At 68.6% G+C, this 12,696-nt stretch carries 15 protein-coding genes; 5 read left to right on the forward strand and 10 right to left on the reverse strand.

The genetic code is table 11. From position 1 onward, the window contains the following. The first annotated feature begins 6 nt into the window (after positions 1-6). The gene (locus IEY14_RS21015) at positions 7-375 is read left to right on the forward strand and encodes a DUF6867 family protein (RefSeq protein WP_188912027.1); all 369 of its coding nucleotides are present in this window, start codon (positions 7-9) and stop codon (positions 373-375) included. A 116-nt stretch (positions 376-491) separates the two neighbouring features. Then, positions 492-1,613 (forward strand): branched-chain amino acid ABC transporter substrate-binding protein, encoded by a 1,122-nt coding sequence (locus IEY14_RS21020; RefSeq protein WP_188912029.1) that lies wholly within the window; start codon positions 492-494, stop codon positions 1,611-1,613. A gap of 99 nt (positions 1,614-1,712) precedes the next feature. Here IEY14_RS21020 and IEY14_RS21025 read toward each other — a convergent pair whose 3' ends face one another. From IEY14_RS21025 to xylB, 4 genes are read right to left on the reverse strand one after another with little or no spacing between them, the layout of a single operon-like run. After that, positions 1,713-2,756 (reverse strand): sensor histidine kinase, encoded by a 1,044-nt coding sequence (locus tag IEY14_RS21025; RefSeq protein ID WP_188912031.1) that lies wholly within the window; start codon positions 2,754-2,756, stop codon positions 1,713-1,715. Further along, positions 2,753-3,169, reverse strand: coding sequence for a response regulator (locus IEY14_RS21030; RefSeq protein WP_188912324.1), 417 nt, complete (start codon positions 3,167-3,169; stop codon positions 2,753-2,755). Before IEY14_RS21030 ends, IEY14_RS21025 begins: the two co-directional genes overlap by 4 nt. Positions 3,170-3,206: 37 nt before the next feature. After that, a complete protein-coding gene (locus IEY14_RS21035; RefSeq protein WP_210318519.1) occupies positions 3,207-4,700 on the reverse strand; it encodes a sensor histidine kinase in 1,494 nt (497 codons plus the stop codon). Between the two features lie 7 nt (positions 4,701-4,707). Beyond that, entirely contained in the window at positions 4,708-6,165 is a 1,458-nt protein-coding gene (xylB, locus tag IEY14_RS21040) for a xylulokinase (protein ID WP_188912033.1), read from the reverse strand. 161 nt (positions 6,166-6,326) lie between these two features. Between xylB and IEY14_RS21045 the strand changes: the two genes are divergently transcribed. From IEY14_RS21045 to IEY14_RS21055, 3 genes are all read left to right on the forward strand, one after another. Further along, positions 6,327-7,184, forward strand: coding sequence for a D-amino-acid transaminase (locus IEY14_RS21045; protein ID WP_188912036.1), 858 nt, complete (start codon positions 6,327-6,329; stop codon positions 7,182-7,184). A 103-nt stretch (positions 7,185-7,287) separates the two neighbouring features. Beyond that, entirely contained in the window at positions 7,288-7,875 is a 588-nt protein-coding gene (locus tag IEY14_RS21050) for a biotin transporter BioY (protein WP_188912038.1), read from the forward strand. A 93-nt stretch (positions 7,876-7,968) separates the two neighbouring features. Beyond that, entirely contained in the window at positions 7,969-8,577 is a 609-nt protein-coding gene (locus IEY14_RS21055) for an LOG family protein (RefSeq protein ID WP_188912040.1), read from the forward strand. A 16-nt stretch (positions 8,578-8,593) separates the two neighbouring features. Here the strand turns inward: IEY14_RS21055 and rarD are convergent, their stop codons facing one another. The 6 genes from rarD to IEY14_RS21085 all read right to left on the reverse strand — a co-directional run bounded on the left by rarD (position 8,594) and on the right by IEY14_RS21085 (position 12,681). Further along, on the reverse strand, positions 8,594-9,532 hold the full coding sequence (gene rarD / locus IEY14_RS21060) for an EamA family transporter RarD (protein ID WP_188912042.1): 939 nt from the start codon (positions 9,530-9,532) through the stop codon (positions 8,594-8,596). Positions 9,533-9,616: 84 nt separating this feature from the next. After that, on the reverse strand, positions 9,617-10,576 hold the full coding sequence (gene pip, locus IEY14_RS21065) for a prolyl aminopeptidase (RefSeq protein ID WP_188912044.1): 960 nt from the start codon (positions 10,574-10,576) through the stop codon (positions 9,617-9,619). After that, a complete protein-coding gene (locus tag IEY14_RS21070) occupies positions 10,573-11,064 on the reverse strand; it encodes a GFA family protein (RefSeq protein WP_188912047.1) in 492 nt (163 codons plus the stop codon). The genes pip (IEY14_RS21065) and IEY14_RS21070 overlap by 4 nt, the downstream gene beginning before the upstream one ends. A 16-nt stretch (positions 11,065-11,080) precedes the next feature. Continuing rightward, positions 11,081-12,040 carry a prolyl aminopeptidase gene (gene pip, locus IEY14_RS21075; RefSeq protein ID WP_188912048.1) on the reverse strand — a complete coding sequence of 320 codons (960 nt, stop codon included), beginning with the start codon at positions 12,038-12,040 and terminating at the stop codon, positions 11,081-11,083. 9 nt (positions 12,041-12,049) lie between these two features. Continuing rightward, positions 12,050-12,436 (reverse strand): type II toxin-antitoxin system VapC family toxin, encoded by a 387-nt coding sequence (locus IEY14_RS21080; protein WP_188912049.1) that lies wholly within the window; start codon positions 12,434-12,436, stop codon positions 12,050-12,052. After that, positions 12,433-12,681: a type II toxin-antitoxin system Phd/YefM family antitoxin gene (locus tag IEY14_RS21085; protein WP_188912050.1), complete on the reverse strand. Its 249-nt coding sequence runs from the start codon at positions 12,679-12,681 to the stop codon at positions 12,433-12,435. Before IEY14_RS21085 ends, IEY14_RS21080 begins: the two co-directional genes overlap by 4 nt. Positions 12,682-12,696: the final 15 nt, after the last annotated feature.

Genomic DNA, 12,696 nt, shown 5'->3' on the forward strand with positions numbered 1-12,696 from the left:
CGCGCCATGCAGGGTATCCTCTACGAAAGCAATTCGGTCCTCGCCTTTCTCTTCGTCACGGTGCTGCTGGGCGGCGGAGCGGCCTATGCCACGGGCCAGAGCTGCGCGCGCACCTGGCGCCCGCCCCTCGTCCTGTTCTTCTATCTCCTGCTCCTCGGCGTCGCGACGCGCTTCGTCCATTTCAGCGTGCTCGGCGACACGCTTCTGTCGGTCCAATACTATCTGGTCGACACGATCGTCCTGATGGTCATCGGCTTCGCGGCCTTCCGCCATACCCGGGCCCAGCAGATGGTGACGCAATATTACTGGCTGAACGAGCGCGCCGGCCCCTTCTCGTGGCGCGCGCTTCCGCAGCCAGCGACAAATCCTCGCTGATCCAACGGAATCGGGGTGACAAGCCGATGGAAGTGTTGAACATTCGGTTCCCGCGGCATCACCCGATCATCGGTTCCGGCAAGCGGAACCAGCCTTCGACAACCATGGAGTCGAGAATGCGCAAGATTATGCTTTCCGGCATGACGCTGGTGGCCGGCATGCTGCTGGCCGGCACCGCCTTCGCCGACATCAAGCTCGGCGTGGCGGGCCCGCTGACCGGCCCGAACGCCGCCTTCGGCGCGCAGCTCCAGAAGGGCGCCGAACAGGCCGTCGCCGACATCAACGCCGCCGGCGGCATCAATGGCGAGAAGGTCGTGCTGTCGCTCGGCGACGACGTGTCCGATCCCAAGCAGGGCGTCTCGGTCGCCAACAAGTTCGTCGGCGACGGCGTGACCTTCGTGGTCGGCAACTTCAACTCGGCCGTCTCGATCCCCTCCTCGGACGTCTTCGCCGAGAACGGCATCCTGCAGGTCACCCCCGCCTCGACCAATCCGAAATTCACCGAGCGCGGCCTCTGGAACACGTTCCGCACCTGCGGCCGCGACGACCAGCAGGGCTCGGTGGCCGGCGGCTACATCGCCAAGAACCTGAAGGACAAGAAGGTCGCCGTCATCCACGACAAGACGACCTATGGCCAGGGCCTCGCCGACGAGACCAAAAAGGCGATGAACGCCGCGGGCGTCAAGGAAGTCATGTACGAGGGCGTCAATGTCGGCGACAAGGACTTCTCCTCGCTGATCTCCAAGATGAAGGGCGCCGGCGTCGAGGTCATCTATTGGGGCGGCCTCCATACCGAGGGCGGCCTGATCATCCGCCAGTCGGCCGATGCCGGCTTCAAGCCGGTCTTCATGTCGGGCGACGGCATCACCTCCGACGAGTTCGCCTCGATCGGCGGCCCGGCCGTCGACGGCACGCTGATGACCTTCGGCCCGGACGCGCGCAAGAACCCGGCCGCCAAGAGCGTGGTCGACGCGTTCCGCAAGGCCGGCTTCGAGCCGGAAGCCTATACGCTCTACTCCTACGCGGCCGTGCAGGTCATCGCCGACGGCATCAAGAAGGCCGGCTCGACCGATCCGCAGAAGGTGGCCGAGAAGCTGCACGAGGGTGAGCCGATCTCGACCGTCATCGGCACGCTCGCCTTCGACAAGAAGGGCGACCGCAAGGATGCCGACTACACGATGTATGTCTGGAAGCCGAATGCCGAAGGCAAGATCACCTATGCCGAGATGGCCAAGTAAGCTCTCGGACTGACGATCGCCTGGAAACCGCTCCGGCTCCGCCGGGGCGGTTTTTTGATGCGCTGCGCCGGCGGAAGGCGCCGGGCGTCCGTCCGAGCCTCAGATCGCGGCGTCGAGCCGGATGCGGAAGCCGGTCGCCTCGCGCCGGTAATCGACCTCGCAGCGCAGGTTGGCCGCCATGGCGGCGACGAGCTTGCGGCCGATGCCCGTGCCGCGCGGCATGGTCGCGGCCTCGAAGCCCGGCCCGTCGTCCTCGACGGCGAGATGGAAGCCGGTCTCGCCCTTTCGCCGCAGCAACACCCTCACCTCGCCCGCGCCATCGGCGGGATAGGCGTATTTGCAGGCATTGCTGACGAGCTCGTTGACGATCACGCCGACGGCCACCGCCTTATCGGTCTTCAGCTTCAGCACGTCGGCCTCGAGCCGCAGACGGCGCGGCGCGGCCGGCGCCGACCAGGTGTCCTCCAGGTCGACCAGGAGGGCCGCCAGATAGTCGGCCATCTCGACCGTCTCGATGTCGTCGGCGGTGTAGAGCTTGCGATGGGCCTGCGCGACGGCGAGGATGCGCTGCTGCGTCTGGCGCAAGGCCGCCTTGGCGTTCTCGTCGCCGAGCGCGCTGGTCTGCATGATGACGAAGGCAGAGACCATCTGAAGACTGTTGGCGATGCGGTGGTTCATCTCGCGCAGCAGCGTTTCCAGCCGCGCATTCGTGTCCCTCAGCGCCGCCTGCGCCTCGGCCGCCGCCCGCTTCAGCCCCTCGCGCTCCACCGCCTGGAGCAGCGCGGTGGCCAGGAGGTCGAAGAATTCCTCGCCGATGCTCTTCACGACATAGTCGGCGGCACCGGCCTTCAGGGCCGCGACGGCGATGCGGCTCTCGTCCGATCCGGTGACATAGACGACGGGCGGATGGTCCGGCAGCGCGGCGGCCAGCCGGCGCAGCGTTTCCAGCCCGTCGACCTCCGGCATGTAATGGTCGATCGCCACGACGTCGAAGGCCGCGCCTTCGAGGAGCGCGATGCCTTCGGGGCCGGTGGCGGCGGTGACGACATCGAAGCCGCGCCGTTGGAGATGCTTGGCCGAGAGCCGGCGAAGGCCCTCATCGTCGTCGATATAGAGAAAGCGCGGCGGGCCGCCCACGGTCACGGCGCCTCCGGGTCCGGGATCTGGATCACCGACAGGAAGAGGCCGAGCTGCCGAATCGCCTGCGCAAAGGATTCGTAGTTCACCGGCTTGGTGATGTAGACATTCGCCCCGAGATCGTAGCAGCGCTGGATCTCCACCTTGTCGTCGGTCGTCGTCAGCACCACGACCGGCGTGCGCTTCAAGGCGCTCGTCTCCGCCTTCATCCGCACCAGGATGTCGGTGCCGCTCATGTCGGGCAGGTTGAGATCGAGCAGCACCATGGCGGGCCCGTTGCGGGCCGGACCGTCGGCCGCGTCGAAGAGATAGGCGAGGGCCGAGGTGCCGTCCGTGAAATGGCGGATCGTGTTGGAGACGCCGGCGCGACGGATATTCTTCTCGATCAGCCGCGCATGGCCCTCGTCGTCCTCGATCATCACGATCGTCACCGAGTGCTGCGAACTGCTCAAGCCGTCATCCCTCCTTCCGGGGACTATATATCGCTGGCAGGGCCAGACTGAAGGTCGAGCCCCGGCCCAATTCCGAGGAACAGGAGATATTTCCGCCGAGGCGGTAGGCAAGCGCGCGCACATGCGCAAGCCCGATTCCCTCACCCGGCTGATCCTGCGGGCCGGACCGGCGGAAAAGATCGAAGATCCGCTCGTGATCGCGCGGATCGATACCCCGGCCGTTGTCCGCGACGTCGAAGACGACGCGCTTCCCCTCGCGCCGGCCGCGGATGGCGATCCGCGCGGGCCGGGCCTGATCGCGGTATTTCAACGCGTTCTCGATGAGATTGGAAAAGATCTGCTCCACCGCCAGCCGATCGCTGACGAGGCCGGGCAGCGGCTTTTCGATCGCGATCTCCGCGCCGATCTCGCCGCTGCGATGCGCCAGGCTCGCGGCGATGCCCTCCAGCACCTCGGCGGCGTCGATACGCTCCGGCTGGATGACGCGCCGCCCCTCGCGCGACAGGCGCAGGATGGCGTTGATCAGCCGGTCCATCTTCTGCGTCGAGGAGCGGATGAAACCGATCGCCTCGGGCAGATCCTCGCGCACGGCGAGCTTCGCCTCCTCCGAGGCGAGCTGCGGGGCCTCGGCCTCGGCGCGCTCCACCAGATCGGACAGAGGCTTCAGCGCCGCGTCGAGCTCGCTGGTGAAGCCCATGACGTTGACGAGGGGCGAGCGCAGATCGTGGCTGACGATATAGGCGAAGCGCTGGATCTCGTCATTGGCGCGCTGTAGGTCGGCGGTGCGCGTTTCCACCGCCGCTTCGAGATTGTCGTTGAGGGCGCGCAGATCGTTGCGCGAGGCGCGCAGCGCGGCGAGATTGCGCCGCACCAGTTCCACCGTGCCGCCGCCGACGACGACGAGGATCAGACCCGCCGCCGCCAGGATCCAGTAGGTATGGGCGAGGCTTCGCTCCTGCGCCTGCCGGCGCGCATCGAGAAGCCCCTGCTCCTCGGCGACCATCTCGTCGGCGATGCGGCGGAGATCGCGGATGATGTCGCCGCCGCCTTCGCTGAGGAAAGCCTGCCGAGCCGTCGCCGCGTCGCCCCCTCGGCGCGTCTCGAAGGACGAGGCGATGGTGAGGCGCTGCCGCTCGACATCGGAGCGCAGACGCTGCGCCCGCTCGACCTGCGACGGATTGTCGGCGACGAGCCGGTCGATCGTTCCCAGCACCGGCGCGATCTGCGCCTCCGTATCGACGAAGGTCTGGAAGAACCGCTCGTTCGGCTCGATCAGGAAACCGCGCCGCGACGTCTCCGCCCGCTCGGTGAGCGTGCGGATCTCGGCGAGCGTCAGTTCGACCCGGTAGGTATGGACCAGGAGACCGTTCATCTCCTGCGTGCGGGCGAACCCCCAGGCGGCGGCGGCGACCGCCACGACCAGCGCGGCGAAGCCGAGCACCACCGCGAGAAGGACGAAGCGGCCGAAGCGCCGCTCCATCTGATGCAGGACCGGCACGGCGCCGTCAGGACGCCGCGCTCCAGTCGCGGATCGCCGGATAGAGCGTGCGATAGCGGCGATAGGCATCCTCGAAGGCCCCTTCGAGTTCGGCGCGCGGGGCGAAGACGCGGGCCGTCGGCGGCTCCGGCATCACCGTCGCCGGATCGGCGCCGGTGGCTGCCACGAGGCCGAGCCGGGCCGCACCGAGCGCCGCGCCGAAATCGCCGGAGGCCGGCAGCACGATCTCGCAGCGCAGCGCGTTCGCCATCAGATCCAGCCAATAGCCGGAGCGCGAACCGGCGCCGACCGCGACGAGGCGCGACACCGAGCCGACGCCGCCGCCGGCCTCCAGGCAGTCGCGCATGGAGAAGGCGACGCCTTCGAGCACCGCCCGCACCATCGCGGCCCTGTCCGTCGAGGCTTCGAGGCCGACGAAGACGCCGCGAATGTCGGCGTCGTTATGCGGCGTGCGCTCGCCGGCGAGATAGGGCAGGAAGATCGCTCGGCCGGGCGCGTCGCAGCTCTCGCCGAGCGGCCCGGTGAGCTCGCCCGGCTTTTCCTTCAGCACCGTCGACAGCCATTCGATCGAGGCGGCGGCCGACAGCGTCACGCCCATCTGGTGCCAGGTGCCGGGAATGGCGTGGCAGAAGGTGTGGATCGCCGTCTCGGGGCGCGGCTCGTAGCGTTCGGCGGCGGTGAAGAGCACGCCGGACGTGCCGAGCGACAGGAAGCCGGTGCCGGGCTGCACCACGCCGACGCCGCAGGCCGAGGCCGCGTTGTCGCCGCCGCCGCCGGCCACCACGACCTGCGGCATGCCCCATTCGGCCGCGAGCTCGGCCCGCAGCCGACCGCTGACCTCCGTGCCCTCGACGAGGCCCGGCATCTGATCGCGCGACAGGCTCGTGCGCTCCAGCATCCGGTCCGACCAGCGCCGGCCGGCCGTGTCGAGCCAGGACGTGCCGGCCGCGTCCGACATCTCGGACATGGCCTCGCCCGTCAGCCAGAGGCGCAGATAGTCCTTCGGCAGCAGCACGCGGCGCACGCGCTCGAAGATGTTCGGCTCGTTGCGCAGCACCCAGAGGAGCTTCGGCGCGGTGAAGCCGGGGAAGACGATATTGCCGGTGATCGCCCGGCCTTCCTCGTCGTCCAGCTCGCGCGCCTCGCGGAAGCTGCGCGTGTCGTTCCAGAGGATGCAGGGGCGCAGCACCTCGTCGCCGGCGCCGAGCAGCGTCGCGCCGTGCATATGGCCGGAGAGGCCGATGCCGGCGACGGCGGCCACGGCGGCCGGATTTTCGGCCTTCAGCCGGGCGAGCGCCTCGCGGCAGGCGGCGATCCAGCTCGCCGGATCCTGTTCGGACCAGCCGAAATGCGGCCGCTCGACGCTGAGCGGCACGCTGACCGTCGCGACCGGCGCCTGCGTCTCGTCGACGATCAGGGCCTTCAACGAGGATGTTCCGAGATCCAAGCCGAGAGTGTTCGCCATCGTTTCCCTCCTCACGCCGGCACGCGGCGTCCCTGTCGCGTCTTGTCCTTGCTTCGCGCTCGAAAGACAACGGTTTTCGGCGCGCGGGACGGCGGCTCGGTGGAAATCTTCCGCGCTTTTCTTTAGCGCAAGGGCCGCGACCTCCAGAACCGGGTTCTCCCATGCAGCGCATCACCTATGTCAACGGCGACTACCTGCCGGAAAGCGAGGCGAAGGTCTCGATCTTCGATCGCGGCTTCCTCATGGCGGACGGCGTCTACGAGGTGACGACGGTGATCGGCGGCAAGCTGATCGATTTCCCCGGCCACATGGCGCGGCTGAAGCGCTCGCTCGGCGAACTCGCCATGGCGGCTCCCGCCGGCGAGGAGGAGATCCTCGCGATCCATCGCGAGCTCGTGCGCCGCAACGAACTCGACGAGGGCCTCGTCTATCTCCAGGTGACGCGCGGCGCCGCCGATCGCGACTTCGCATTCCCGCCGGAGGGCACGGCGCCGAGCCTGGTGCTCTTCACGCAGAAGCTCGCCGTCCTCGAGCGCGAGACGGTGCGGCGGGGCCTGAAGGTCGCCTCGGTGCCGGACCTGCGCTGGGCACGGCGCGACATCAAGACCGTGCAGCTTCTCTACCCGACGCTGGCCAAGATGGAGGCGAAGGCGAAGGGCGCCGACGATGCCTGGATGGTGGATGACGAAGGTCTCGTCACCGAGGGCTCCTCGAACAACGCCTATATCGTCGCCGGCGGCAAGGTGGTGACGCGGCCCCTGTCCCATTCCATCCTGCACGGCATCACGCGCGGCGCCGTCCTCGCCCTCACCGCTTCGACCGGCATCGAACTGGAGGAGCGGCCCTTTTCGCTGGCCGAGGCGAAGGCGGCGGAAGAGGCCTTCATCACTTCCGCCTCCGCCTTCGTCACGCCCGTCGTGTCGATCGACGGCGTGCCGCTCGGCACCGGCGCGCCGGGTCCGGTCGCGGCGCGGCTGCGCGAGCTCTACATCGCCGAAAGCCTGAAACGGGCGATCTGAACGCGGCGAAGCCGCCCGCCCGGCCGGACGGCTTGCCTTTCGCGGACGGCGAGCCCATGCTCGCCGTTCAACCTACCGCATCGCAAAAACAAGAGGGGTGTCCATGCGCGATTCGATGAGCTTGCCGCTGGTGGAGCGTTTCTGGCCGGCCGCCGGTGCCGCGCAGCAGGCGGCGCGCGCCGTGGCGCTGATCGCCGCCGGCTCGCTGCTGCTCTATGCCTCCGCCAAGACGGCCGTGCCGTTCTGGCCGGTGAAGATGAGCATGCAGACGCTGGCCGTCGTGCTGATCGGCGCGACCTACGGCTCGCGGCTCGGCGTCGCCACCCTTCTCGCCTATCTGGCGGAAGGCGCCCTCGGCCTTCCCGTCTTCCAGGGCACGCCGGAGCGCGGCATCGGCCTCGCCTATATGATGGGCCCGACCGGCGGCTACCTTCTCGGCTTCGTCCTCGCGGCCGCCCTGATCGGCTTCGTGGTGGAGCGCGGCTATGCCCGCAGCCTGCCGGCGATCGCGCTGGCGGCCCTCGCCGCCCATGCCGTGATCGACGGCTTCGGCGTCGCCTGGCTTTCCGTGCTCTTCGGCTTCGAGAAGGCGGTCGCGGTCGGCCTCCTGCCCTTCCTGCTCGGCGATCTGCTGAAGGCGGCGCTGGCCACCGCCCTGATCATGGCCATGCGCCCCCGCGCCGCGCGCTGATCCATCCCCGCATCCGGCCGCGCCGCAGCATGGCGCGGCCGGATCGCGTCGCCTCGCCTTGACCCGAAGACGGCGACGTCCGAATTTGGGATCATGAATTCGATTCGATCCATCTGCGTCTATTGCGGCTCCTCTCCCGGCCGCGACCCCGCCCATCTCGAAGCCGCCCGCCTGCTCGGCACCGCCATGGGCGAAGCCGGCATCCGCCTCGTCTATGGCGGCGGCACCAAGGGCATCATGGGCGCGGTGTCCGATGCCGTGCTCGCGGCCGGCGGCTCGGTCACCGGCATCATCCCGCGCTTCCTCATCGACATGGAGGCGACCGAGAGCGAGCTGAAGCGGCTCGACGAGCTCGTCGTCACCGAGGACATGCACGAGCGCAAACACAAGATGTTCGAGCGCTCGGACGCCTTCGTCGCCCTGCCCGGCGGCATCGGCACGCTGGAGGAACTGGTCGAGATCATGACCTGGAGCCAGCTCGGCCGCCACGCGAAGCCGATCGCCATCGCGAATATCGCCGGCTTCTGGAATCCCTTCGCCAGCCTTCTCGAGCATATGCGCGACGAAGGCTTCATCCACACCGCGCATCAGGTGAAGCCGCTGGTGATCGACCGGGCGGAGGATATCGTGCCGACGCTGTCGCGCCACGCCCCGGCGCCGGAGGAGCGCGTCGGCGAGCCGGCGCTGATCGACAAGCTCTGACGGCGGAGCGCCGGGTTCAGCCCGGCGCCCGGTCCGCGTCCGGCGCGAGCACCGTCGCCGCGCGCCGCTGGCTGCGGTTCACCTGGAGCATGGAGGCGATATAGATCGCGACGCCGGCCCAGATGAAGACGAAGGCGACGAGCTGCCAGCCCGAGAAGGGCTCGCCGAACACGAAGACGGCGCAGAGAAAGATCATCGTCGGCGCGATATATTGGAGGATGCCGAGCGTCACGAATTCGAGGCGCTTGGCCCCGGCGGCATAGAGGATCAGCGGCAGCGCCGTGACGAGGCCGGTGCCGAAGAGCAGCGCCAGATCGAGCCCCCGCGGCACGAAATGGTTCGGGCCTTCCGGCACCGCGATCGCGATGAGGATCGCGGCGGGCAGCGCGAGGATCGACACTTCGAGAAAGAACCCCTCCGCCGCGCCGAAGGGCAGGAGCTTGCGCAGCAGGCCGTAGCTGCCGAAGGAGAGGGCGAGGACGATCGAGATCCAGGGCAGGCTGCCGGTCTGGAAGGTGAGGATCAGCACCGCGATCGTCGCGAGGAGAATGGCGAAGAGTTGCAGCCGCGTCGGCCGCTCGCCGAGAAAGACCGCGCCCATCAGCACGTTGACGAGCGGGTTGATATAGTAGCCGAGCGCCGCGTCCACGGCATGGTTCGTCACGATCGCGAAGACATAGGTGCTCCAGTTCAGCGTGATCAGCGCGGCGGTGATCGCCGCGAGGCCGAGGATGCGCGGCGAGCGCAGCTTGGCGAGTGCCGCGCCGAGCGCCCCGCCCCACCAGAGGATCAGCGCGGCGATGGGCACCGACCAGACGATGCGATGCCCGACGATCTCCATCGGCGGCACGTGATGCAGCGCCTTCATGTAGAGCGGCAGGACGAGGCCCCAGAAGAGATAGGCGGCGACGGCGCAGAGAAGGCCGCGCGACGTCTCGGCATGATCGATCGGCATCGGAGGGTTCGCAGCGGTGGACGACGGCCGGTTCTAGCGCTCCGACCTTCGTCCAGACACCCGAATTCCATTGATGCCAGCGATTTATCCCGTTGATGCGGCGAAGCGATCGGTCGCCCGGATCAGCCGATCGCGAATGCCGGGCTCGGTCGGCGCATGGCCGGCATCCTCGATCAGATGGAACTCGGCTCCCGGCAGGGCGCGGTGAAGATCGAAGGCCGTCACCGCCGGCGTCGCCACGTCGTAGCGCCCCTGCACGATCACGGTCGGGATGGATGCGAGGCGCGGGGCGTCGCGCAGGAGCTGCCCCTCCTCCAGCCAGCCGCCATGGACGAAATAGTGGTTCTCGATCCGCGCGAAGGCCAAGGCGAAGTCCGCGTCGGCGAAGCCGGCGCTGAAGGCGGGATCGGGCAGCAGCGTCAGCGTTTCCCCTTCCCAGCGGCTCCAGGCGAGCGCCGTCTCGGCCCTGATCTCCGGGTCCTCGCCGGTCAGTCGCCGCCGATAGGCGCCGATCAGGTCGCCGCGCTCGGCTTCGGGGATCGGCGCCAGGAAGCGCTCCCATTTTTCCGGGAACAGGAAGGAGGCGCCCTCCTGATAGTACCATTCGAGTTCGAAGCGCCGAAGCGTGAAGATGCCGCGCAGCACCAGTTCGGAAACGCGTTCGGGATGCGACTCGGCATAGGCGAGCGCCAGGGCCGAGCCCCAGGAGCCGCCGAAGACCAGCCAGTTCGGCACATCGGCCATCTCGCGCAGGCGCTCGATATCGGCGACGAGATGCCAGGTCGTGTTCGCCTCCAGCGCGGCGAAGGGCGTCGAGCGGCCACAGCCGCGCTGGTCGAAGAGAAGGACGTCGTAGCGCGCCGGATCGAAGAAGCGGCGATGCGTCGGTGTCGAGCCGCCGCCCGGCCCGCCATGCAGGAAGACGGCGGGCTTGGCGCCCGGCGTGCCGCAGCGCTCCCAATAGATCCGGTGCCCGTCGCCGACATCGAGATGGCCGGAGGCATAGGGCTCGACCGACGGATAGAGCGGGCGGAGATCGCTCATGCGGGGTCCCTCGTGGCGGCGTCGCCCGGCACCGTATCGTGATCGGGATGCTGATAGGAGACGACATCCGTCAGGAACGGCGCCTCTTCGAGATCCTCCAGCGTCGGGCGTCGCGGCAGGGCGGCGAGGCCCGCGACATAGGGCAGCTCCGCTTCCGTGCCGAACTGGATCTCGGGCGCGATGCCGGTCGGGTCGTCGAAGGCGCCGATCGCCAGCGCCATGCCGTCCGGCGCCTCGTAGGTCAGCGGCGTGCCGCATGTCGGGCAGAAGCCCCGGCGCACATGGTTGGACGACTGGAAGCGGGCCGGCTCCTCGCGCGTCCAGACGACCTTCCCGACATTCACCAAAGGCGCGAAGAGGTTGCCGAAGGCCTTCTGGCACATGCGGCAATGGCAGATCGAGGCGCGGCCGAGCGCGCCCTCGATGCGAAACCGCACGGCGCCACATTGGCAGCCGCCGGTATAGACGGGTCGGTTGTCGAGACTCATCGTCCCTCTCCTCGCTTCATCCCGCGACTGTCGCAAAACGATCGGTCGCCGCAAGCAGTTCGTGCAGGATGCCCGGCTCGGCGAAGGCATGGCCGGCGCCTTCCACCAAGCGAAGCTCGCCGTCCGGCCAGGCGCGCGCCAGGGCATGGGCCGTGGCCGGCGGCGTCACGACATCGAACCGGCCCTGGACGATGACGCCCGGAATGCCGCGCAGGCGATCGGCCCGGGCGAGGAGCTGTCCCTCTTCCAGCCAGAGCCGATGGCGAACGAAATGGTTCTCGATCCGGGCGAAAGCGATCGTCCCCGGCCCGGCCGATCCGGCCGGGCGCGCCGGTCCGCCGCGCAGCGTCACCAGTCGCCGCTCCCAGCCGGCCCAGGCGGCGGCGGCCTCGGCGCGGATGCGCGGTTCGGGATCGGCGAGGCGGCGATGGAAGGCGGCGACGGGATCGCCGCGCTCGGCCTCCGTCAGCGGCGCCAGGAACTCCGCCCAATGGTCCGAGAAGAGCAGCCCGGCCCGGCCGCCATAGAACCAGTCGATCTCGACTTGCCGGCCGGTGAAGACGCCGCGCAGCACCAGCGCCCGCACCCGCTCGGGATGCGCCTCGGCATAGGCGAGCGCCAGCGTCGCGCCCCAGGAGCCGCCGAAGACGAGCCAGGACGGAATGCCGAGCATCGTGCGCAGCCGCTCCATGTCGGCGACGAGGTGATGCGTCGTGTTGGCGTCGAGACCGCCAGACGGGGTCGAGCGTCCGGAACCGCGCTGGTCGAACAAAAGGACGTTGTAGCGGGCGGGATCGAACAGGCGCCGATGCTGCGACATGAAGCCGCTGCCGGGACCACCATGCAGGAAGACCGCCGGCAGGCCAGCCGGATCGCCGCAGAGTTCCCAATGGAGCTCGTGCCCGTCGCCGACCGCCAGACGCCCGGTGCGATAGGGCTCGATGGCGGGATAGGGCTGGCGCGGCGTGTCGCTCATCTTCGGCGCCTAGACCTTCAGGACGGGACCGGGATAACGGGCGAGCAGCCCGTCGGCCGTCAGCAGCGTCAGATTCTCGATCCGCGCCTGGGCAAGCAAGAGGCGATCGAAGGGATCGCCATGGATCGGCGGCAGATCGCGCACAGCGAGCACATGCTCGGCGACGACACCGATCTCGTGATAGCCGCCACGACGAAGATTATCGCGAAAGACGACGGGATCGATCTCGAAATCGGCCCGCCCGCGCCCGAGCTTGATCACGACCTCCCAGATAGTGACGACGCTGAAGCTCAGTTCGTTGCCGGAATCTCCCATCAGCTTCACGGCCTGCGGCGAGAGTGCCGTCGGCCGCAGGGCTGCCCAAAGGAGAAGATGGGTATCGAGAAGGAGCCTCAATCTTCGCCCTCGAACATCCTGCGGATCTCGTCGGCATACATCGTGTCGAAATCGTCGGGCACCGATCCCTGGCCAACCATGAACCCGATGCGCGGCGGCCGTTCGACGGGCGCCGCCTCTTCGATCGGCACGACCTTCACCAGCGGCTTGCCGGCGCGGGCGATGACGAAGGGCTCGCCCTTGGCCGCCTCGTCGACGAGGCGCGACAGATGCGTCTTCGCCTCGTGCATATTGACCATCCGCATCAGCCACCTCCGGAC

It is taken from the genome of Aureimonas endophytica (assembly GCF_014642635.1).
GTDB lineage: Bacteria > Pseudomonadota > Alphaproteobacteria > Rhizobiales > Rhizobiaceae > Plantimonas > Plantimonas endophytica.